This window comes from Paenibacillus monticola (genome assembly GCF_009664975.1).
Lineage (GTDB): Bacteria > Bacillota > Bacilli > Paenibacillales > Paenibacillaceae > Paenibacillus_AQ > Paenibacillus_AQ monticola.
The window spans coordinates 261,730-283,833 of the sequence record NZ_WJXB01000007.1 but is presented as its reverse complement, the minus strand read 5'-3'; the positions used below and the strand labels follow the sequence as shown (position 1 = coordinate 283,833).

Sequence of the window (22,104 nt, the reverse complement as noted above, 5' to 3'; positions counted from 1 at the left end):
TACTATTTCGTACTGTTCCGGTAAGCTGAAGGAGAGACCCCAGTGGTCTTCTTGAAATATTTTGAGAAATGTGCCAGCTCCATACCTACTTGTTCGGCAATGTCGGAGATGCTGAAATCGGAATAAGAGAGCTGTTTCTTGGCAAGCTCCATACGCTTTAGTTGTACATAATGCATCGGAGGAACACCCATAAACTTCTTGAAATAGGGAATAAAATAATTCGGATGCAGATGGACAAGCTCTGCCAATTCCTCGACCTCCATCGGCTGTTTCAGCCGCTGATCAATATACTGGAGAACATTAGCCAGCTTCCCCTGGTCGCTCGTTTGCATGAATTCTCCCATAAAGTCGGTATATCCACCGGATTCGAGACATAAGGCCAGCAGATTGAGCAAAGAGGCCTGAATACGAAGGGTGGAGAGCATATCGTTATTCTGAAACTGCTGGATCATCTCTGTAAATATTGCTCGCACGGCATCTGGGTCTGGTGCATCGCTGATATATAGCTTATTTGCAGCATGGAATAAAGGCCATTCTCCGATGTCGGCATCGAAATGACAGAAATAGCGAGCATATGGATTGTCGTGAGAAGTTTCCGTAGTTTGCGTGCTGCCAGCCGGCATAATCATCAATTGCCCAGGCTTTGGATAATAAGTGACACCATTGAGAATCACCTTACCTTCACCGCGGTCTATATAATAGAGTCGATTGAAGGAGGGGGTTTCTTTTGTGCGATTCCAGCCTGGATACCTGGTACTGAGCTGGGCATGCGTCACCATAACCGATAGATTCTGGAGTAGGCGGCCGCTGATATTCCCTGGATTATTCATGCAATCCCCCCTATGGTAGTGTTTACATTTTATAATAAACGTGCACATTTATCTATTACATCTTAGTTATATACAAATATTCCTTAGTCCCGGTCATGTTCACTTCAGAGAAAAAAGTATATTCTCATAACATAAACTGATTTAAGGGATGTGTTAGAGAGATGGAGACAGTTCGTTATGGAATTATCGGAATAGGAAATATGGGTCACGCCCATGCGCTTAGTTTACTCAGTGAGATTAAAGGTGCTGAGCTGGTGGCCGTATGTGATACCCGGACAGAACGTCTGGAGTGGGCAGAGGCGAATTTGCCGGAAAGTGTGCAGCGGTACGCCACCCCTACGGAGTTATTCGAGTCAAAATCAATAGATGCAGTGTTAATCTCCACGCCCCATTATGATCATCCTACCCTGGCGATTGAAGCATTTCAGTATGGGTATCATGTGCTGATTGAAAAACCTGCGGGGGTGTATACCAAAGCCGTAAAGGAAATGAATGATGTTGCTGCACAAACTGACCTTAAATTCGGAATCATGTATAATCAGCGCACAAATCCGCTCTATCAAAAGCTCAGAGACTTAATCCAAACCGGTGAGCTTGGGGAGATTCGCAGAACGAACTGGATTATTACCAATTGGTATCGCTCACAGAGCTATTATAATTCTGGCGGCTGGCGGGCTACTTGGGCGGGAGAAGGTGGCGGCGTTCTACTAAATCAAGATCCGCATCAACTGGATTTGTGGCAATGGACGATTGGGATGATGCCTAAGCGTGTCAGAGCTTTCTGTCATATCGGTAAATACCGCAATATAGAGGTGGAAGACGATGTAACTGCCTATGTAGAGTATGAGAATGGAGCGACGGGGCTTTTTATTACTACCACGGGTGAAGCACCGGGAACTAACCGCTTTGAAATTACTGGCGATAACGGAAAAATCGTTGTCGAGGACGATACGCTGAGCTTCTGGCGCTTGCGCACACCGGAACCGCAATTCAATGCTGAATTCACGGGAGGTTTTGGCAGCCCGGAATGCTGGAAATGCGAAATTCCGGTTGAGAGTGGGGGTGGCCAGCAGCATAAAGGGATTCTGCGGAACTTCACTAACGCTATCTTGCACAACGAGCCGTTGCTTGCCCCGGGAGAAGAAGGGATTCATGGTTTAACGCTTTCCAATGCCATGTATCTATCCTCGTGGACGGATAATTGGGTCGACCTGCCATTGAATGAGGATCTGTATTATGAGTTGCTAATGGAAAAAGTGAATAGCTCCACCTTTCAAATAGAGAACGCTGTCAGCAAGACGCTTGATGTTACAGGAACCCACTAAATTCAATCCAAGGAGAGAGGATCGATCATATGATAAAGTCTAACATTGCAGCTCAATTGTACACAGTACGCGATTTCACCCAAACCGCAGAGGGATTACACTCTACCTTTCAGAAGATATCTGCCCTAGGTTATCAAGCTGTTCAGGTTTCGGCAATCGGCCCCATAGATCCACAACTGGTAAAGGATTATGCCGATGAAGCAGGCCTTACGATCTGCGCGACTCATGTCTCCTGGGACCGGTTAAAGAATGACCTGGATAATCTTGCTGCTGAGCATAAGCTATGGAACTGTAAGTACATAGGTCTGGGAGCGCTACCCGAAGAGTACCGGACTAGCTTGGAAGGTTACCGGACCTTTGCCCAAGAGATCTCAGCGATCGCGCTCATTTTACAGGAGAAATATGATCTACAGTTCGTATATCATAATCATAATTTTGAATTTGAACGTTTTGATGGAAGCACCGGGATGGACGTGCTGTTGAACGAGACAGATCCTTCTGTTAGTTTCGAGCTGGATTTGTATTGGGTACAGGCAGGTGGTGCCCATCCGATCGATTGGATTCGCAAGGTTAATGGCAGAATGCAGGTCGTGCATCTGAAGGATATGGCGATTATCGACAGAACCCAGGTGTTTGCTGAAGTTGGTGAAGGAAATATGAACTATCCTGAGATCATTAATGGTTGCCGTGAGACAGGTGTGGAATGGTATGTGGTTGAACAGGATGTTTGTAGACGTGATCCTTTTGAAAGCTTGGAGATCAGCCTGCGATATTTGGGTGGATTGTTATGAACCGAAAGGATGGAATGCTGTACGCCCCAACTCATGAAGCTAAACCAGTCGTCAGACCCGGTGAATTCGTAATTGCTGCAATAGCGCTGGATCATGGGCATATTTATGGGATGTGTAATGGACTGATTGAAGCAGGTGCACAGTTAAAATGGGTGTATGATCCGGATCAGGAGAAAGTTAAGGCTTTCATCAACACCTATCCAGGAGTACAAGCAGCCCGTTCCGTCGCTGAAATATTAGAAGATCCTGAAGTGCGGCTAGTTGCAGCAGCTGCTGTCCCTTCAGAAAGAGGGCCTTTGGGCCTTACGGTAATGGCGCATGGCAAGGATTATTTTACGGACAAGGCTCCTTTTACAACACTTGCGCAATTGGAAGCGGCCCGCACGCTCGTGGAGAGCAGTAAACAAAAGTACATGGTTTATTACAGTGAGCGTCTGCATGTGGAGAGTGCGGTATATGCCGGACAGCTTGTTCAGCAAGGCGCAATCGGCCGTGTGTTGCAGGTAATAGGGCTTGGACCTCATCGGTTAAGTGCCACAAGCCGTCCGGAGTGGTTCTTTCAGCGCGAGAAATATGGTGGCATTCTCTGTGATATCGGCAGTCACCAGATCGAGCAGTTTCTATATTATGCTGATTGCAAAGAGGCTTCCGTGCTGCATAGCAAGGTGGCCAATTATAACAATCCCGCCTACCCTGAATTGGAGGATTTCGGTGATGCAACATTAGTAGGTGATAACGGTGCTACTCAATATTTTCGCGTTGATTGGTTCACCCCTAATGGATTGGCTACCTGGGGAGATGGCCGGACCATGATTTTGGGAACCGAAGGTTATATCGAATTGCGTAAATATACTGATATCGGACGTTCGAACACAACGGATCATGTGTACTGGGTAAATGGGCAAGGAGAGCACTACGAACATGTGGCTGGCAAAATAGGGTTTCCTTTCTTTGGAGAGCTGATCCTGGATTGTCTTCACCGGACGGAATTGGCCATGACACAAGCGCATGCCTTTAAAGCAGCAGAGCTCTGTCTGATCGCACAAGCCAATGCGGTTAATCTTACACCAGCTACATTAAGATAGCGCTTAGGAGCGCACTAAGAAGATCGGATGGTGCATTAGATGAAAGAATTTGGAGCAGCCATCATCGGCTGCGGTTCTATTTTCACGAAACATGCGGAGGCAATCGCCACCTTGAAAGGAGTAAAGCTCCTCGCAGTTGTAGATACAGATGCGAACAAAGCCGCGGAGGCAGCAAGGGAATATGGTTGCCAGGCGTTCACGGATTACAATGAAATTCTGAACAGACAAGATATTGATGTTGTGCACTTGTGCACGCCGCATTACCTGCATGCTGAGATGGCTATCGACTTATTAAACGCAGGAAAACATGTATTAACCGAGAAACCCATAGCGATGAACCTGCCGTCAGCATGGCGGATGCTGGAAGCGGCAGAGCGCAACAAGGGGCAACTCGGTGTAGTCTTTCAGAACCGCTATAATGAACCCTCTGTCCGCATGAAGGAGACGATAGAATCCGGGATTTTAGGATCTCTGATTTGCATGAAAGGCATCGTAACCTGGAACCGGAATGATGCTTACTATACCAATAGTGGTTGGAGAGGGAAATGGGAGACAGAAGGCGGCGGTGTGCTGATCAACCAGACGATCCACACGCTGGATTTGCTCCAATGGTTTGGGGGAGATATTGCTTCCGTACAAGGCAGTGTAACGACAGACGTATTGAGTGACGTCATTGAGGTGGAGGATACAGCACATGCGGTGATTGTCTTCCGGAATAACGTACGGGCCTTATTCTACGGCACCAATGCATACCTCGTGAATTCTCCTGTTGAATTGGAGCTGGTGTTTGAGCAAGGGACACTACTGCTACGCAGAAATTGTCTGTATCTCTTCAAGGAGGGAAAGGAAACCTTGTTATTCGAACCCTTTACCACTATCACAAATAGTAAATCCTATTGGGGCACAGGACATAATAGGCTTATAGAGGATTTCTATGAGCATGTGAAGTCAGACCGGGATTTCTGGATCAACGGTACGGAAGGGATTAAGGCCTTGCAGCTGGTCATGGACATTTATAATTCCTCCAGTACCCGATAAAGTTAATTTATTAGCGGATAGTTTTATACACAGGTATTGACCTCAATAGGCAAAGATGTGTTTAATAGTATACACAGACTTTTGTTTAGAGAGAGGAATTAGAAGATATGGAACAAGCAATGTTTGCGGGAGGCTGCTTTTGGTGTATGGTCACCCCTTTTGAAGAATTGCCGGGAATACACGGTATTGTATCTGGTTATGCCGGGGGCACCACAGAGAATCCGACCTATGAACAGGTCAAGACGGGAACGACAGGACACTATGAGGTCGTGCAAATTACCTTTGATCCGGCGCTTTTCTCGTATGAGAAGTTACTTGAATTATACTGGCCGCAAATCGATCCTACGGATAACGGTGGACAGTTTCAGGATAGAGGAACGCAGTACCGGACAGCCGTATTTTATTATAACGAACTACAGCGGTTAGCAGCACTGGCCTCCAAGAGTCAGGTGATTATTAGCAAAAGATTCCCGGGTCCAGTTGTGACTGCCATTCTGCCAGCGCCAACCTTCTACCCTGCTGAAGACTATCACCAGAATTATCACATCAAGAATCCTAAGCATTATAAGGAAGACCGTGAGCAGTCCGGGCGGGATACTTTTATTAAGAAACATTGGTAAACTGAAAATTAGCAAAAGCAAAAAGCTGGTCGGAGAATTTATCCGGTCAGCTTTTTGCTTTTTTTGATTATTTTAAGATCATCCTGATCTTAACTGACCACAAACCGCCGGCAGCCCATCTCATACATGAAGCCACCTATGGCTCCCAGATCATCAGAAAGCCGCGCAATATGTTCCTTATTCATTTCTATTAATGCAGTGCGCATATCAAGATAGTCAGGCCAGGAGCCAAGTTTTATTTTCTCCTTACCTAAACCTATCTCTTTAAAGCCTCTGACAATTGCCGTATTAAAGGGCGGGAATAGGGTATGATGCAGGAAATATAGAATATTAGCCACAGCTGGCCCTAATCCTTTGATCTGTAAAATGTTCAATAGAAGGATTTGCTTGATGATTATTTCTTCTTGCTCCCCCTTGAAAACCTGTATTTGTGCAGAAATGCTGAGATCACACTCACCAGTGAGGAGTCTTTATAGTCATTGCCGAACTCTCATAGTTCAATTTACTTAACACAACCTCCAACTCTTTTCTCACCGTGACAAAAGCACCAATTCGTTCAGGGCAATTATAAAACCAGTTGTTAAATACGGAATCTGGATCTGATATGTATTCTTATGAATTCAATTCATTCTTTCTACACATTTATATCCTAAACTGTTACTTAAATCGAGAGAAATCTACATTGGAGGATTAATGATGAGAAAAATACTACTGGTAAGCACCTTAACCTTGCTTCTAAGTGCTGTCCTAACAGGCTGCCAAGCGGGGAAAGAAGCATCTACCGCTGCAAATGACCCAAGTGCAAAACCTTCAATTGATATACCGTGGATTGCAACCAAAAATACGACCCGCATCAATAGCTCTGATCCTATTCAGGCGGCGGTTCTGGTCTCTCAAACGCTGTGGTCAGCCCAGACAAAGAATAATACGCCTTCAAGTGTAGTCTTAACCGATCTCAGCAATTGGCAGATTGCCGCAGCCAGTACCGATTTGATTCATCATCCGAGCAATGGTCCAGTCCTTTATGTCACACAAGATGGAATCCCTGAGGCCACATTGAGAGAGCTCAAGCGCTTGAACCCGTTGGGTGCCGCTGGTAACAATGAAGTGCAGGTTGTGCTCGTTGGACCGATGGCGGCCAACGTCGAAGAACAGCTAAAGACCCTTAAGTTGAAGGTCGACAAGATTACAGGGGAAGAGCCGGCAGCTATAGCCCAGTCGATTGATGCTTATTATGCAAAAGCCTCCGGCAAGCTGCCTCAAGCCGTCATTATCGGCTCCATGGACAGTCCCGAGTTCACTCTGCCAGCTGTGAACTGGATCGCCCATATGCCCGAGCCCTTGCTGTATGTAACCAAAGACGAGATTCCAGCTCCAACAGTAGCTGCCTTGAAAGAACGTGGTGGCAAGGCCACGATCTATATCCTCGGTCCCAAGAAGGTAATCTCGGCAGCGGTTGAACAGCAATTACAACAATACGGATCAGTGACACGTATTTATGGAAATGATGCTTATGAAAATGCGATTGCTTTTGCCAAATTCAAGGATTCCAGTAACGGATTCGGCTGGGGAATCACCACTCCAGGACATAATCTCTCCTTGGTAACTACGGATTCAACAATGCTGGTCATTGCGGCTGCGCCATTTTCACATTTAGGGAAACATGCACCGCTGATATTTACAAAAAAAGACGGATTACCCAATGCCGTTATGGAATACATGATGACTCTGCAGCCTAAATTTAAGGATTCACCTGCAGAAGGTCCCTATAATCATGCCTGGCTGACCGGAGATAACAGTGCAATTACAGCAGGCACTCAGAGTGAAATGGATGATATGCTGGAAATATCATCTGCCTCGGGAGACAATCCTCATTCCGGACATTAATACCGCTAGCTGACATCAATAGGTATAATAAGATGAAAGATTAGCAACGAAGAGGGTGGATGACTTGGCTAAACTTCAGGTTCTGATCGTAGACGATGAATGGAATATGCGGAATTTGCTGCGCATTTATTTAATGAAAGAAGGTTTTGCCACAAAAGATGCATCAACTGGTAAAGAAGCCCTGAGTTTGCTAGAGAAGCATGACTTTGATGTGATCCTGTTGGATGTCATGATGCCCGATATGGATGGCTGGCAGATCTGCCAAGCGATCAGGGAGACGAATTCAGTCCCCATACTGATGCTTACAGCCCGTTCTGAAACTAAGGATAAGGTGCGGGGTCTGGGAATCGGCGCGGACGACTATCTGACTAAGCCCTTTGAACCGGAAGAATTATTGGCACGTATCTACTCGTTGCTCCGACGCTCAACCCTGACACAGAACTTCAAGCCAACGCAGCACGTTCTGACCTATCCTGAGTTAAAGATTATTCTAGAAGCGAGAGAGGTGCTTATTCAAGACGATCCAGTTGATTTCACGCTCAAAGAATTTGATCTTTTGTCTCTGTTAGCGCAATCTGGACAGCATGTCTTTACACGTGAAGAATTGGTGGAACGATTATGGGGCAATGATTATGGTGGAGAAACCCGTGTGGTGGATACCCATATTAAGAATATCCGCGAGAAATTACAGAAGGCGGGGCTCCGATATAGCCCTATTCAAACGGTATGGGGGTTAGGCTATAAATTCCAGCCTCCTGGTGAGAGCGAATGAGGAACAATCGTATCGGATTCAAGCTTGGAGTAGTAATCATGTCCGTATTTCTGATCGTGCTGCTATCGCTTGGCCTTGCTATCGATCGGATGTTCACTAATTTTTATTCCAGTGAGATGCGTACGGAAACGGAGGAGCTCACCTCACATTTTGCGGTAATGGCCGAATCACCTGACACAACAACTGAGCAAATGATGAGTACCTTCGCTGAATTTTCGGATGTAAGTATCTTCAATGTTTCAAGGGACGGGAGCGTTAAGCTTCATTCGGGTCTACATGATTCAGCCGACCATTCATTTTTACAGGCTTCCAGTTTGAAGGATATCTTTGCTGGAAAAGAGATGAGCTTTGTGTATAAAGATCCAACTGGACATCGCTATTTCGTAACAGGGAAACCTATTTATGAAGGGAAGTCTGTCGGTTCAGCGCTCTACGTTATGTCATCTACCACCAACATGGAGCAATCGCTTTCTGCAGTCCGGAATATCTTGCTGCTATCGGGTTTTGGCGCTTTTATTCTGGCTTTAGGCATCACTTGGATCATCTCCCAAATCTTATCCCGTCCGCTAGTGCAGATGCAGAAAGCGACCCGCAACATTGCCGCTGGTGAATTGGAGACCCGGCTTACCATCCGCAGTAAGGATGAAATCGGATTTCTGGCTGACGCGATTAATGATCTGGCTGTAGATCTACAGCGTTACAGAGATACTCGTCAGGAATTCTTCGCGAATATCTCGCATGAGCTGCGAACACCAATTACTTATCTGGAGGGTTATGCTAAAGTAGTGAAAGACGGGCTCTATGAGACCGAAGAAGAGAAAAATCTGTATTTAGATATTATCTATCAGGAAGCGCATCGGATACAGCACTTGGTCGATGATCTTTTTGATCTAGCCAAGATGGAGGAAGGTAAAATATCACTAAGCTTGGACTGGATTGATTTCGCCCAAATGACTGATCAGGCCGTCCGTAAAGTTGAACTGAAGGCCCGGGAAAAGAATATTAAGCTGAAGGTTCATCATCGAGGGACAGCAGAAATGATCCGCGGTGACGGGAAACGCATGGAACAGATTGTAATGAATCTGCTGGAAAATGCGATCCGCTATACCGATGTAGGTGAGATCAATGTTCAGGTAAACTTCGAAACCGAGTCCGCTGTATTTATTGTTGAGGATTCCGGAATTGGCATTCCTGCCGAGGAACTCTCGTTCATTTTTGAAAGGTTTTACCGGGTGGAGAAATCCCGCTCCAGAGCGTATGGTGGCACGGGACTAGGTCTTTCTATTGTTAAGATGCTGGTGGAACTGCACAGCGGAACAATTGCAATCACTAGTAAAGTCGGGGTGGGAACACGCTGTGAGGTGCGGTTTCCAGATATTCAGAGAAAATAGAGGAGATGGTAGATATGAGCAAACAACTCGAATTTGGACGGACAGAGCTAGATTTACATTTATCTGGGTTACATAGTGTAGCAGCTTTAAAAAGAAACGTAACCATACCCTACAGTTCAATCAAAAAGGTTCATGTTGGATCTTTTGATGCACCGTTTTGGATGCTCAAGATGCCTGGAACCGCATTGCCTGGATTTGATGTGTACGAAGGGGTTTTCCACCATAAAGGTGAATGGTATTTCTTGTCTTACGAGCATCGTGGACCACATGTCATCATTGAACTGAAGGAACATGAGCATTACCACTATGTGATTTTCGATATTGAACATCCGGACGAAAATGTTGCTGAAATTATTAAACACTGTCCTCATTTAAAGCTTTAACAATGAGCTTTTCGCTGAATCACCAATTTGCCTCTCTTAGGATCGGCTTCATTCTGACGATGCGCATCGGCTATTCCCTCTACAGTAAAAGGGAATAGCCCATCCAGATGAACTTTCAACTTTTGTTCCTCAACGCTATGGATAATTGCTGTTAAATCCTTGTGATTCGGCATTATATAGGCAAATTGGGCTTCGATTCCACGAATCTGTGGATGATCCGCAATCGATGGGGCTACCAGGGATATGAGTTTGCCGCTATCTTTTAATACCGTGTAGTTCTTTCGTTCCGTTTCTCCGATACCCGTATCCAGCTCGACAATCTTGTCTCTTACCATATCCAACACGATATCTACAGGGCTAATAGCTTTTGCAAAATCAGTTGTGGTGTAATCAATGACCTCATCAGCACCCAAATTCCGCACGAATTCGTGATTGTGTCCACGCGCAGTGGCGATCACGTAGGCACCATGCTGTTTGGCTAATTGAACAGCGATATGCCCTACTCCCCCCGCACCTGCATGAATCAGAATACGCTGTCCCGGCTGCAACTTGCCATATTGAAATAACGACTGCCAGGCAGTTAGCCCAGACGCTGTCAGCGCAGCGGCTTCCAGAAACGAAATAGTGGGTGGAATAATAGTGAGTGCGCTCTCTTCCAGTACCACGTAATCCGCATAGCCGCCCCCGTTTCTAGCCAGTCCCATGATAGGGTCTCCCACCTTCACATACGTAACCTTCTCACCAATTTCTTTCACCACACCCGCCAATTCAACACCGAGTACATGTGGGAACTGGACCGAGAATACATGCTGGAATGCCCCTGAACGAATTAGCTCATCTGCCGAGCTTACCGTAGTAGCATACATTTCCACGAGCACCTGGGTTTCTTTTATATTGGGTACAGCTATATCTTGTTCCTCGAAAACCTCAGGACCTCCGTAATTCTGCATAACGATTGCTTTCATGAATTTTTCCCCCTAACATCTTTTGTTGAACGCTTGTTGATTTAATTACATTCGTTCAATATAATGATCGTACCAGCACTATGATCTCGCTTCAATTGCTAAAATAGCTGGATTCGTTCATTAGTAAACAAACTTCCGCTGATTGTTCATTAATATGAAATTATCAGTTTACAGTTATATTCACCCTAAAAGGAGTAACCTATGGATAGACGAATTCTTAAATCGCGGGAAGCCATTGTCGAGGCTTTTGTTGCGCTGATGGCAGAGAAGAATTTCGAGCAAATAACGATAAACGAAATTTCTGAGCGGGCCAATGTAAGCCGAGGTACTGTTTATTTGCATTATACGGATAAGTTCGATTTGCTGGATCAGTGTATAAAATCTCATCTGGTAGAATTAATTGAGAGCTTCCTGCCCTGCGGAGCTACTGGTATTTTCCCTTCCAAAGCTTCGTTGCTGCACACTTTTCAATATTTGGGACAACATGCTTTTTTCTATGCTGCTGTCTTGGCGAATAAGGGAGTTCCAATGTTCAGATACCGTCTGCAGGCCGCGCTGCTCCGAGGTCTCGACAAACAAATTGATATGAATGGTATTAATCGGGATATGAACAAGGAGATGTTGATACAGTTCCTGACCTCGGCTATCGCTGGAATGATTGAATGGTGGATTACCAACTCGATGCCCTATACAGATGTGGAAGTAGTCGAACAATTATGGGCGCTGATGGAACGCAATCAGATGGTGCCTCAGCCGTTTGATAAAGGGATGACTATTTAAAAAAGAAACAGCGGCAGTCAAAGACTTTATTTCAAGTCCTTGTCCACCGCTGTTTCTTTTATCAGATCATTCATGGACCTTAATGATTCATGCTTCCCATACTGCCCATAATCTCTGGATTGACCATACCAAAAATCATCGCTATATGTGCTACCACTAAAAATCCGCTGATTAGGATAAAGTGCAATTTCAGCTTTTTCTCATCTGAGTGTTTCCGGGCAATTAAACCAAGATCGAGCAGAGCAAGCGGTAATAAAAAGATGACTCCGCTCAAATAGGACGATACGGCGAGTACATCTACCCATGTATGCCATTCACCATTTGCCGTTAAAGGGATAAACGCGGTAAAGAGCAAATAGAGGAAAATTCCTGTAAAATACAAACCGGCCAAAATACTGCAAACTCTGTTAAAAGCTCTTAATGGACCCTTGAGATTTTTGGTGAATAGAATAATGAATTCTGTAACAGTAATAGTCTCTGCGAAGATAACGGGGATTGCCATGAATAGAATCAAGTTCCAAGGCTGATTGTCCGTAAGCAAAGACATGTAGTGTGTCATGTTCATGAATAAGTCCTCCAATATGATAAAATAGCTTCAGCACCGATAGTAGACGAATAGTATGTGGAAAGTGTGTGGAAAGTATGGAGAAACGAAGGGGGCACGGCAACGTGACTAGTAGATTTACAAGTATTTTATTTGATTTGGATGGAACATTAACGGACCCTAAAGAGGGCATTACCAAAAGCGTGGAATTCGCGCTTAACAAATTCAATATTCAAGTAGAGCATCTCGATGAGCTACTTTCGTATATCGGCCCGCCTTTAGTCGACTCTTTTATGGAGTTTCATGCCTTTTCAGCGGAGCAAGCTCAACAGGCTGTTGTTTTCTATCGTGAACGTTACAGTTCTATAGGTTTGTTCGAAAATAAAGTGATTGACGGCATTCCGCAATTGCTGGAGGATTTGAAGAATCTGGGTTACAGCTTATATGTAGCTACCTCTAAACCCACGGTTTTTGCTGAAGAGATCCTTAAAGAATACAAGCTGGACTCCTACTTCAAGCATATTGTTGGCAGCAACCTGGATGGCACACGCTCCAAGAAACAAGAGGTCATTCAATACGTGCTCGACCAGAATCTGATTCAACCTGAACATGCGCTGATGATCGGGGACCGGAAACATGATATTATTGGAGCTATAGGCTGCGGTCTAGAATGCCTTGGTGTCACTTTCGGCTATGGATCAGAGGAAGAGCTGCGACAAGCGGGTGCAGACCAGATTGCCTATCGGGTAGAGGAAATTAGCGATTTGATCACAAGGGAGCGTTGTGCGGGGTGAGTCTGAATACGAATGCGATTAAAGTACTAGAAGGACAAGCAATCAAGCTTGTTCCTATGGAAGAGCACCATGCTGCTGAGCTGGTTCATGTGCTGGGAAATCCCGAAATCTGGGAATTCACCTGGAGAAGAATTACGTCTTCTGAACAGCTGCAGCATTTAATAAGCTCGGCGTTAGCCGACAAAAAGGATGGTTCACAAATTCCTTTTACTATAATCGAGAAAGCATCCGGGAGAATCATAGGCACAACACGCATCATGCATCCGGATCTTGTTCATCGAAATGCTGAAATTGGCTGTACCTGGATCTCTCCAAATTTTTGGAGAACCTCAGTAAATACAGAATCCAAGAATCTCCTGCTTCATTATTGCTTTGAAGAATTAAAGCTGATCCGTGTGCAATTCTCTATTGTTGGGGATAATCTGAGGTCCCAGCGAGCAATCGAACGGATTGGTGCCACCAAAGAAGGTATCTTGCGTCAGCACCGAATCAAATCGGATGGGACGATACTGGATAATATAGTGTATAGCATACTGGATAACGAGTGGCCCGCGGTGAAGGCAAATTTGCAGTATTTGTTGAATAGTAAATATAGATAAATTTATTAGGGATTTCTAACTCACATTAGCAGCTATTCAAGAATGTTGAGAAAGTTTATAGGAGGTTATGACTAAATCCTGTATTATTTACAATATTCCTCTCTGAAAACACCTACTAGAGTTAAATTGTTGTATGAAATCCAACATTTCATTTCAAAATGAACTCTACAGGTAGCCAAAGTTGGATTTGATCCAACATTTACTAACAACGGAGTAGATTCAATAATTATTGTTGGATTTTTTACAGTATTCTCACTCAAGCGTAGGAGAGTAACTATTGATTAAAGGTTAAAGTCCAACCGATGATATAGCATAATTAATAAACCATTGTTATAATGGAAACATATATTCCCTGTTATTGAGAGAAGCAATTGTGAAAACGAGCCCATATTTTAACCCTTAGAGGGGCAGATATGGGTTTATGTTATTTTGTGAGGGTGATTCATTGAGAACAAAAATTGTGAGTGTTATAGAGAGCAAGTACGGTGTTAATCGTAGAAATAGGCACAGAATAGAAATTGGTAAGCTAGAGGAAAAAGTAAAACTTACGGCGTACATGTCTCTAAGTGATTATGAGGATGTAGGGGGATTTAATGCGTTTGCTTCCGCTATTCAGGAACTGTTGGCTGATGGATATTTAGTCACAATTATCAAGTCGAAGAAATATAAAGCTTCCTTCCTAGATGCAGTTTATTGGTTGCCAGCAACTGCTCCTATATCTTACGGGTGGAGTGAAGCTAACAAGTTGAGGGTTCATGATCAGGGGATAGATTTGCATTATTATGCTAATCATCCTGAGAAACAGACCACAGATACTTGGAATAAGATAGAACGAGTATATGCTTTTCTACGAACGGTGAAAGATAGGGAGTTTATTACGAAAGAAGAACGTTCCTTGGAGTTATTCGATCAAGAAAAATGGCTTTCCAATTCTGAGGGTCAACAATTTCTTCACAATTTGGGTCTGACACTTGATAGTTTAAAAGCTGTGAATTCCCGTGAACCCTTTGTTTACTTTGCTCCATACCAAACAACTCCAATCCGTACCATTCTGATCGCAGAGAATAAATCCTTTTTTCATTCTGGCAAAAGATTGATGCAAAGTGCTAGTTCAATATGTGGCATATCCCCTGACATGCTGATCTACGGTGAAGGCTGGAAGATCACTAGTAGTTTGCTATTTCTGGAAGAACTGAATATTGATCCGTATCAGACTGTTCTATTGTACGTTGGTGATCTGGATAAGGCCGGATGGGATATCTATGGGAATTTGAAACTTAAATACTCCCATTTGAATCTGCAATTGGCGCTTCCGATATATGAGCACATGATGAAACAAAGTCAACAAGTCTATGATTTCATCCCTGAGCAAACCTGTAATCCTAAGCATTTAGAAATAGTGCTGCAAGAGGTTTCGGCCGTTAAGGATCTTAAAGTCTTTATTGAAAGACTGCTCAGTGATAATAAACGAATCCCACAAGAAGTCTTAAATTATGAAGTGATGGTGAGGTTGGCGCACGCATGAACTGGTCAGATTTTGGTGAACGAAATAAACGGCTGAATCCCCTGTGGAATTTGGGTGCAGGCATGAACCTTGGCGAGCTACAGCCCTATAAAGAGATGATCGCATTAAGCGTCCTGCTGCAGGTCTATTATCTGGAGCTGGAGTCCAATGAAAGAAGATCCAAAGAGGATATTGTGGAACTGTGCTGGAGCTCACTTGAACGCTTCAATATTGCCAAGCTTGGTACACCCGAATCTGTGGAGCGTCTAGTAGACGGTCTGTTATGGAGCGGGAATGGCGGCGACTTTGAATCCTTTTATTACGACGATAATAGCCGCCAGATGGAGCTGCAGAAATATAAGTATTTTACAGTAGACGAGGATGCCACCCGGAACAGCTGGGAGGAGAGCGGCACTACAATCTACCGACTCTCTGAATATGCTATGGAGCTTATCTTTATGAGTCATGAGATTATTGAGGAGTTCCAGATCAGCATTAAGCTGCTGGAGATCCAGATGCATATTAAGCATGGCCGTGTCACGCGGGCGCTGCAGGATGTGAATGAACTGATCTCGCGGGTACGCAAAATGACTCAGCAGCAGCAGGAATACCGCAATGCGCTCCGTCGTAATCCCAAACATATTTTTAGTGAATATGGAGTGATGCGGCATCAGCGGTTAGAGGAAATTCAGGTGCAGTTTGATGAAGAGCGCACACACTTTGATAATATCCATCGTGCGCTGGCCCGGCTGGCGAATGACGAGAAGGATGTAATTGATTTCAATGAGCTGCGGATGCTCTCTGAACGGGTGGAACTCTCCAGACGAGTGCATGATGAGTTAGCCGAAGTGGTCTTAAGCATCTTTGAGGCAGAAACGAATCTAAGACTGAACTTCCCCGAATTGTTCTGGGGCGCTGCAGGCTTCAACTTCCGCACCCACGTGTGGGAAGAATGGGTTAAAGATGAAGGTCTGCCCAGTGGCGATAGCCTTGAACTGTTGATCAGCGGATTATTCTCACCTAATCAGGACTTTGTATATCCCTTGCCTTGGGCCTGGGAAGAACAGGATGTCGGCTTCCTGCCGGAGACGATTATGGATGAGGTGGAAGACGATTTGGATGCATTATCTGTGCAATTTATCCCTAAAGGCATCCCATGGGGAGACGTTACTGATCTATGGAGACCTGTATTTATGGCTCTAGCGGAAAAAGGTAGTTTTACGTTTGCAGCAGATGCTTTTACGGAAGAGGAACAGCTTAAATGGGCCCGCACACCGAATGCCATTGACCTCTGGGTGCAATTTTTTCATACAGAGATTATTGTGCAGGAACAGAATGAGGACAAGGCTCACGGACAAGATGAATGTCAGATGCTGATCGGACAGCTAATCGCAGATCATCCGGAGTTGGAAAGCTTACGCAGTAAGCGGCTCCGTACAACCATTGAGGATGAGCAGGCGGATAGTGTGCGCTGGCCGGGTCTCGAAATGAGCTCATATACGATAACGATCATAGAGGAGGGAGAACCAACAGCATGAGTTATTCATTAGAACAACTGCAGCAAGCCTCACGGCTATTTTTTGATCTGCTGCGCAGAAAAGTAATATCCCTAGATGACCCGGCAGCTACCGAATGTCTGCAGGATGCAGGAGCTTATGATGCCCTTCAGTACGTGGCCAAAGAAGGCGGCTGCCGCGTGATGAATTCCGGCCAACGGCTTCATTTACTGGTAAATCCGCTAGGCTCGGTTTTTGCCACCAACTTCACACAGCTGAAGAATAAATATTCACGAATTGAACGTAAAGCCCACTTACATACCATTAATATAATCATTTTGGTCTTTCTGGCCGAGATGGATCAGGATGAGACACATTTTAAGCCGGGACAAGATAGTATGTCTTACATTCAAATTGCCGATCAGGTATCTTCGCTATTTCAAGTCTGGATTCAGATGGATGAGGATGGACGTTTCAGCAAGCAGTGGCAATTGGATATTCAAGCGATGAATAAGGTATGGACCAGTCTGTATATGCAGACCAAAAGTCAGGAAGAGAGTGACCTCCTATCGAGAGGGGCAGGCTCACGCATCGGTCTGATTCATGAAGGGATGAAGATTCTGGAGGAGGAGCATCTGGTCTTCATCTCGGATAATGAGAAACGGATCTTCCCCCGGGATGAGTTATACGAGCGAATGCGCTATCTTTATCATGATGTGGACCGTTATAAGGAATTAAAAGCACTGATCGGACGGACGTTAGCAGAGAAAGAAGGTGTCATTCATGCCACGGATTGAGCGGATTCGCATAGTTGGACTCAAGTACGAGAAAATGCTTAAAAAGTACGATGATATGCTCCTTGACCTCTGTAACGAAGAAGGTCCGGCCAACACGCTGATTACGCTGATGAACGGCGGGGGGAAGGGTGTGCTTTTGCAATCCATCTTTCAATTGCTCATTCCCAAAGCGGCTTGGGGTAAAGACAATGAGAACCAAGTTGAGGCTTTTTTTCATAATCACAAAAAACAGCTGAAGCCCTACACCTTCCACGTTGCCATTGAATGGCGCCTCGATAACAGTGAACGCAATGAATACATAACAACCTGCATCGCTATGACTGCTCACAATTCGTTGGATCAGCAGGATATCAAAGTGGATTATCTGCTGTATACCCTTCTGGAATACGGCGAGGACGCAGAGCTTACCTTATCAACGTTGCCGCTCTATGATCCGTTAGAGAATGAAGCAATATCCTTTGAGACGATTCAACAATATGTACGAGAGCGGCGTAATGAGATCATGGTCTTCGGCAGCCATAGCCCAGACCTGAAGAAATATTATGATTTCTTGGCTGTGCGGGATATCCATATTGGTGAATGGCGGAACATGAGAAGGATCAATGGCGAAGAGGGTGGAATTAAGGGCTATTTCAAGAAGAATGAAGCCTTCACCAACCACAATCTGTTCGAAAAACTGATCATTCCGGAGATTGGGGCAAGCCTCAATGAAGGGCTGAAGGAGGATGATCAATCGCTGCAGCGGATGTTTATCGACGCAGCGATTGTTGCCGAGCGCCTGCCCATGCTGGAGCAGCGTGAGAAGGCTTATGCCGAATTTCTAGGGATTGCCGCTCCTCTATACGAGCTGGCACAGCAGGGGAGTATCGCGGACAGAGCGGTTCAAGAAACGGAACTGTATGGTCGGCAGATGTACACGGTTATCCACGACGAGCTGCGAACTGCCGAGTCCAAGCGGAGTAAGATTGCTAACGAGCTGGTTCAGCATCATGTGGAGGCCAAGCAGCTGCGTTTTGAGACGGATAATGTTAAATATCTGCGCAGCAAGGAAGAAGCTGATCTGAAGGCAGAAGAGTTTAAGAACTTAAGTGATCATCAGAGCCGGGCCAAGCTACGGGTAGAGGATTCTAGACTTAAAGAAAAGCAGCTTGAAGTGTCCCACTACTTAGCGAAGCGTATTATTCATACCCGACAAATGGAGCAATGGCAAAAGGAGATTCAAGCGATAGAAGGCTCTTTGGAGATGAAAGAACGCCAGGAAGTTATTCATACGGCGAAGGAAGAGCTGCGCCAGCAATGGAAGATCGTATTCCAGCTTTGGCAGCAGACCTTATCAGGCTTTGGGACGAATCTGCACTCCCTAATGGATGATGAGAACGGACTACGCAAGACTAGGGAAAGTCTGTTGCTGGAGTTGGGCGGTCTGGATATTGTCATCCGTGATTTAACATCATCTATCCGGGAATATACCGAGGATATGGGTAAATTCGCTGCCCAGCATGGACAGGATGCCGCCAACTCACCTGGCTCAGCGCTGCAGCGTACACTGGCAGCCGCCAAGGGGATTATTGATAATATTGCCAGCTTGGACGAGCAGCGCAAGAACGCTGAAGTCAACAAGCTATCCCTTCATAAGGAGCATTCCAAGCTTAGTGAACAGCGCTCCGCACAGGAACGAGAAATGGAAGAGCATAAGCTTTCTCTTGAAGGACAGACGGCTAAAGAATCACAGCTCTGGTCACAACTCGTGGTACTTCTGGAAATGTATGAAGATCATAACCGCCTAGGCGCTACCGCTTTGTTTGAAGCGCAGGAAGCCATTATGGGACGGTTTATCCGCAAAATGGATGATATCGAGCAGCAGAACAAACGCCTTAGAAGAGATTATTATCATCAGTTGATGGATGTGGAGCTGCAGAATCAAGCCTATTGGCTCCCTAATGCGGATATTCTTACGGTCAAGGACACCCTTGACTCCCTTAAGATCAACTCGGTCCCAGGCAGTTCCTATCTAAACGATCTGGCTTATATTGACCGTGAAGAAGAATTGGAGCGTCATCCACTGCTGCCTTATGGCCTGATCGTAACAAGACGCGAAGCTGATAAAATTCAAGGGGATATGCTGGAGAACGCTCTCCTGAAGTCAGCTGTTCCAATCTTTATTCGGGAAGAGATGGCAGCATCTGATCAAGCATCCTTCACAATTCTAGCGAATCAAGGGCCACAAATGGTCCTGCAGCCGGATCGGTTTCACGAGTGGAAAAGCGGAATTCAAGCCAAGCTCAAGGAACAGGAACAAGAGCTTAAAGATTCCGAGGGATATCTCGCTAAGCTGAAATCAGCGCGACTTGAATTCGAGCGCTTGTTCCACATGGACAACAGCAAGGTGCTTAAAACCAAGATAAATAATCTAGTGCAACAACAGCAGGAGCTGGAGAAGATCCTTGCTGATTTAAATACGGATATTGAAGAGAACGAAGAGCAGCTTACCCGCCTTAGCAGAGCGCTTGCTGATTGTGAGCTCAAGAGAACGGAGTACGAGCAGAAATCAGTCGCCTTACGGAATTGGGAGCTGCGGACCAAGAAGCAAGAACAGGACTATAAGGATAAGCAAAAGACGGTAGAACAAAAGAGTCTTTTAAATAAAGAGATCTTAAGCAAGGAGCAGCAGCTCGAACAGCTCAAAGCACAAATTGAAAGCTTAAAAGGTGAGCGGGAAACCTGGATGGGGGACGTTAAGTATACCCTTTTCCCTAAACTTCAGCATTGGTTTCCCGAGATTGCCTTTCCGGTTGATCTTCCCTCCTCTGTCGTAGAAGACGGAGAAGCATTAGCTCCTGATGAACAGAATATACTGCTGCAACTGCTAAGCAGGCTGGATAGTCTACAGCAATCACTTACGGAGAATGAGTTGGAAATCCGCACACGCGCGGCACAGATCAAAGCAGCCAGAGAGAATCTGACAGAGCTTGAGGTCAGCCTCAACCACTTAGATGAAGATTGGCGGAAGGCCGCTGACCCACAGGAATCGGCCGAGTCTATTTTGGCTGCCAAAGCTCGCCAGAAATCTGACACGGTTATGCTTGAAGAGGACTATCAGGGAATCCATGACTCTTGGATTCGCTGCGAGACCGAACTGGACAACCTGCAGAAAGAGTTGCGCAAATCAGAAAAAGCAATCAAGGAAAAGCATGAACGACCTGTGGAAGTTTGGCGGGACTCGTTAACTACTAAAGAAGAAGAAATCAATGAGCGTACGATAGAGAACGAACATCTGCTCAATCAATGTAAACAAGCTATATCAGGGATCGATGTTCTTATTCAGACCCTGTCCAATCAAAGCAAAATTATGAATACGCATGTCGAAGAGTATGTATTGCTGCGCGATGTGCCTGAAGAGATCACTTTAAGTGTGCGAGAAGGTTGCGAACCTCTAGTAGCTGACTGGCTGCTTCAAATTAAGGATAGTCGGGCAATCAGAACCGATCTCTCCAGAAAAGTGAAGGAAGAAAAAAATTCTTTGAGCAGCAGGCTAACCAAAAGTGGCTGGAATTCCGAACTGGAGACCAAAATTCAGGATCGTCTGAATACCATCCACTGGGAGGACTTCTCTATTGCGCAACAGGTACTTGATTCGATGCTGCGCAGCTCGCGTGACCAGATTGAGAGCATCCAGAGCGACAAGGAAGGGATGGAGCTGTCCCGCAAACTATGGGTAGGACGAGCCTCCAAAAGAGTCGTGCAGATCATTGATATCATGAAGCGCATGGAACGAAGAATGATCATTCATAACGAGAACAACTTTGCCTTCCCGTTGGTTAGGGTGAACTATAAGAACATAAACGTTCCTAGATCAACTGATGATATTGAGCCGTTGGTGACTGAATTCTTCAATCGTTCTGTGCATGAGCTGCTGGGTAAATATCCGAAGATTGAGCAGGTGCCTGTTCTGGCGATTAAAGAGATCATTAATGATGGCCGGATCGTCTATGCTGCTATGCAGAACCGCTTTCCTGTTCTACAGGTATACAAGCCGGTTACAGAGAACTACTTCTTATATGCCGAGCCGGAGGATTACCATTATTCAGATTGGGAAGTCATTAACCGTGGAGCTATGGATGAGGCGATCGGCAGTGGGGGTCAGCGACAATCGGTACAACTGCTTGTAGCGATGATGATTATGACGCATAAACGAGTGAATCGTGAAAATAAAGGCTGGACCGTCTTTTTATATGACAATCCTTTTGGGGAAATGGTCTCGAATAACGTACTCGATCCGGTATTTGAAATCTCCAAAGCATTGAAGTTCCAGTGGCTGATCGTCACTCCACCCGAGCTTGTGAAGAATGATGTCAGCATCCGCTTTGGCGTGTACTGGCAATTGTATTTCGGAGGCAACAAAGGCGAATTGCTGGAATCTACGCTGATTAAGGGTGGACGAAAGCTGAACCCATTGGCATTATTCTAATCAATTTTAGCGATTAGATTTGACAACAAAATCAT

The 22,104-nt window shown here is 45.2% G+C and carries 20 protein-coding genes; 16 read left to right on the top strand and 4 right to left on the bottom strand.

Annotated features, from left to right (window positions below; genetic code table 11):
- Nucleotides 1–2: 2 nt before the first annotated feature.
- The gene (locus GJB61_RS19095) at nucleotides 3–830 is read right to left on the bottom strand and encodes a helix-turn-helix domain-containing protein (protein ID WP_154120611.1); all 828 of its coding nucleotides are present in this window, start codon (nucleotides 828–830) and stop codon (nucleotides 3–5) included.
- A gap of 161 nt (nucleotides 831–991) precedes the next feature.
- Here GJB61_RS19095 and GJB61_RS19090 point away from each other — a divergent pair, with 161 nt between their 5' ends.
- From GJB61_RS19090 to msrA, 5 genes are all read left to right on the top strand, one after another.
- Nucleotides 992–2,155: a Gfo/Idh/MocA family protein gene (locus GJB61_RS19090; RefSeq protein WP_154120610.1), complete on the top strand. Its 1,164-nt coding sequence runs from the start codon at nucleotides 992–994 to the stop codon at nucleotides 2,153–2,155.
- Between the two features lie 29 nt (nucleotides 2,156–2,184).
- The gene (locus GJB61_RS19085; RefSeq protein WP_154120609.1) at nucleotides 2,185–2,946 is read left to right on the top strand and encodes a sugar phosphate isomerase/epimerase family protein; all 762 of its coding nucleotides are present in this window, start codon (nucleotides 2,185–2,187) and stop codon (nucleotides 2,944–2,946) included.
- A complete protein-coding gene (locus GJB61_RS19080; protein ID WP_154120608.1) occupies nucleotides 2,943–4,031 on the top strand; it encodes a Gfo/Idh/MocA family protein in 1,089 nt (362 codons plus the stop codon). The genes GJB61_RS19085 and GJB61_RS19080 overlap by 4 nt, the downstream gene beginning before the upstream one ends.
- 39 nt (nucleotides 4,032–4,070) lie before the next feature.
- Nucleotides 4,071–5,069 (top strand): Gfo/Idh/MocA family protein, encoded by a 999-nt coding sequence (locus GJB61_RS19075; protein ID WP_154120607.1) that lies wholly within the window; start codon nucleotides 4,071–4,073, stop codon nucleotides 5,067–5,069.
- A gap of 107 nt (nucleotides 5,070–5,176) precedes the next feature.
- Entirely contained in the window at nucleotides 5,177–5,689 is a 513-nt protein-coding gene (gene msrA / locus GJB61_RS19070) for a peptide-methionine (S)-S-oxide reductase MsrA (protein ID WP_154120606.1), read from the top strand.
- 89 nt (nucleotides 5,690–5,778) lie between these two features.
- Here the strand turns inward: msrA and GJB61_RS19065 are convergent, their stop codons facing one another.
- On the bottom strand, nucleotides 5,779–6,063 hold the full coding sequence (locus GJB61_RS19065; protein ID WP_195724397.1) for a hypothetical protein: 285 nt from the start codon (nucleotides 6,061–6,063) through the stop codon (nucleotides 5,779–5,781).
- A gap of 319 nt (nucleotides 6,064–6,382) precedes the next feature.
- Here GJB61_RS19065 and GJB61_RS19060 point away from each other — a divergent pair, with 319 nt between their 5' ends.
- The 4 genes from GJB61_RS19060 to GJB61_RS19045 all read left to right on the top strand — a co-directional run bounded on the left by GJB61_RS19060 (nucleotide 6,383) and on the right by GJB61_RS19045 (nucleotide 10,122).
- Nucleotides 6,383–7,576 carry a cell wall-binding repeat-containing protein gene (locus GJB61_RS19060; protein WP_154120604.1) on the top strand — a complete coding sequence of 398 codons (1,194 nt, stop codon included), beginning with the start codon at nucleotides 6,383–6,385 and terminating at the stop codon, nucleotides 7,574–7,576.
- Nucleotides 7,577–7,640: 64 nt separating this feature from the next.
- Nucleotides 7,641–8,348 (top strand): response regulator transcription factor, encoded by a 708-nt coding sequence (locus GJB61_RS19055; protein WP_195724396.1) that lies wholly within the window; start codon nucleotides 7,641–7,643, stop codon nucleotides 8,346–8,348.
- The gene (locus tag GJB61_RS19050; RefSeq protein ID WP_154120603.1) at nucleotides 8,345–9,739 is read left to right on the top strand and encodes a sensor histidine kinase; all 1,395 of its coding nucleotides are present in this window, start codon (nucleotides 8,345–8,347) and stop codon (nucleotides 9,737–9,739) included. The genes GJB61_RS19055 and GJB61_RS19050 overlap by 4 nt, the downstream gene beginning before the upstream one ends.
- Before the next feature lie 14 nt (nucleotides 9,740–9,753).
- Nucleotides 9,754–10,122, top strand: coding sequence for a hypothetical protein (locus GJB61_RS19045; RefSeq protein ID WP_154120602.1), 369 nt, complete (start codon nucleotides 9,754–9,756; stop codon nucleotides 10,120–10,122).
- Here GJB61_RS19045 and GJB61_RS19040 read toward each other — a convergent pair.
- On the bottom strand, nucleotides 10,119–11,087 hold the full coding sequence (locus GJB61_RS19040) for an NADP-dependent oxidoreductase (protein ID WP_154120601.1): 969 nt from the start codon (nucleotides 11,085–11,087) through the stop codon (nucleotides 10,119–10,121). The genes GJB61_RS19045 and GJB61_RS19040 overlap by 4 nt on opposite strands.
- Nucleotides 11,088–11,288: 201 nt before the next feature.
- Here GJB61_RS19040 and GJB61_RS19035 point away from each other — a divergent pair, with 201 nt between their 5' ends.
- Complete coding sequence (locus GJB61_RS19035) at nucleotides 11,289–11,867, top strand: TetR/AcrR family transcriptional regulator (RefSeq protein WP_154120600.1); 579 nt, start codon at nucleotides 11,289–11,291, stop codon at nucleotides 11,865–11,867.
- 79 nt (nucleotides 11,868–11,946) lie between these two features.
- Here the strand turns inward: GJB61_RS19035 and GJB61_RS19030 are convergent, their stop codons facing one another.
- On the bottom strand, nucleotides 11,947–12,432 hold the full coding sequence (locus tag GJB61_RS19030; RefSeq protein ID WP_154120599.1) for a DUF6803 family protein: 486 nt from the start codon (nucleotides 12,430–12,432) through the stop codon (nucleotides 11,947–11,949).
- Between the two features lie 104 nt (nucleotides 12,433–12,536).
- Between GJB61_RS19030 and GJB61_RS19025 the strand changes: the two genes are divergently transcribed.
- From GJB61_RS19025 to GJB61_RS19000, 6 genes are all read left to right on the top strand, one after another.
- Nucleotides 12,537–13,205: an HAD family hydrolase gene (locus GJB61_RS19025; RefSeq protein ID WP_338115945.1), complete on the top strand. Its 669-nt coding sequence runs from the start codon at nucleotides 12,537–12,539 to the stop codon at nucleotides 13,203–13,205.
- Nucleotides 13,202–13,804: a GNAT family N-acetyltransferase gene (locus GJB61_RS19020; RefSeq protein WP_338115944.1), complete on the top strand. Its 603-nt coding sequence runs from the start codon at nucleotides 13,202–13,204 to the stop codon at nucleotides 13,802–13,804. The genes GJB61_RS19025 and GJB61_RS19020 overlap by 4 nt, the downstream gene beginning before the upstream one ends.
- 556 nt (nucleotides 13,805–14,360) lie before the next feature.
- On the top strand, nucleotides 14,361–15,329 hold the full coding sequence (locus tag GJB61_RS19015; RefSeq protein WP_229522013.1) for a Wadjet anti-phage system protein JetD domain-containing protein: 969 nt from the start codon (nucleotides 14,361–14,363) through the stop codon (nucleotides 15,327–15,329).
- The gene (locus tag GJB61_RS19010) at nucleotides 15,326–16,846 is read left to right on the top strand and encodes a hypothetical protein (RefSeq protein ID WP_154120596.1); all 1,521 of its coding nucleotides are present in this window, start codon (nucleotides 15,326–15,328) and stop codon (nucleotides 16,844–16,846) included. Before GJB61_RS19015 ends, GJB61_RS19010 begins: the two co-directional genes overlap by 4 nt.
- The gene (locus tag GJB61_RS19005) at nucleotides 16,843–17,601 is read left to right on the top strand and encodes a DUF6063 family protein (protein WP_154120595.1); all 759 of its coding nucleotides are present in this window, start codon (nucleotides 16,843–16,845) and stop codon (nucleotides 17,599–17,601) included. Before GJB61_RS19010 ends, GJB61_RS19005 begins: the two co-directional genes overlap by 4 nt.
- The gene (locus GJB61_RS19000; RefSeq protein ID WP_154120594.1) at nucleotides 17,588–22,069 is read left to right on the top strand and encodes a hypothetical protein; all 4,482 of its coding nucleotides are present in this window, start codon (nucleotides 17,588–17,590) and stop codon (nucleotides 22,067–22,069) included. The genes GJB61_RS19005 and GJB61_RS19000 overlap by 14 nt, the downstream gene beginning before the upstream one ends.
- Nucleotides 22,070–22,104 lie beyond the last annotated feature (35 nt).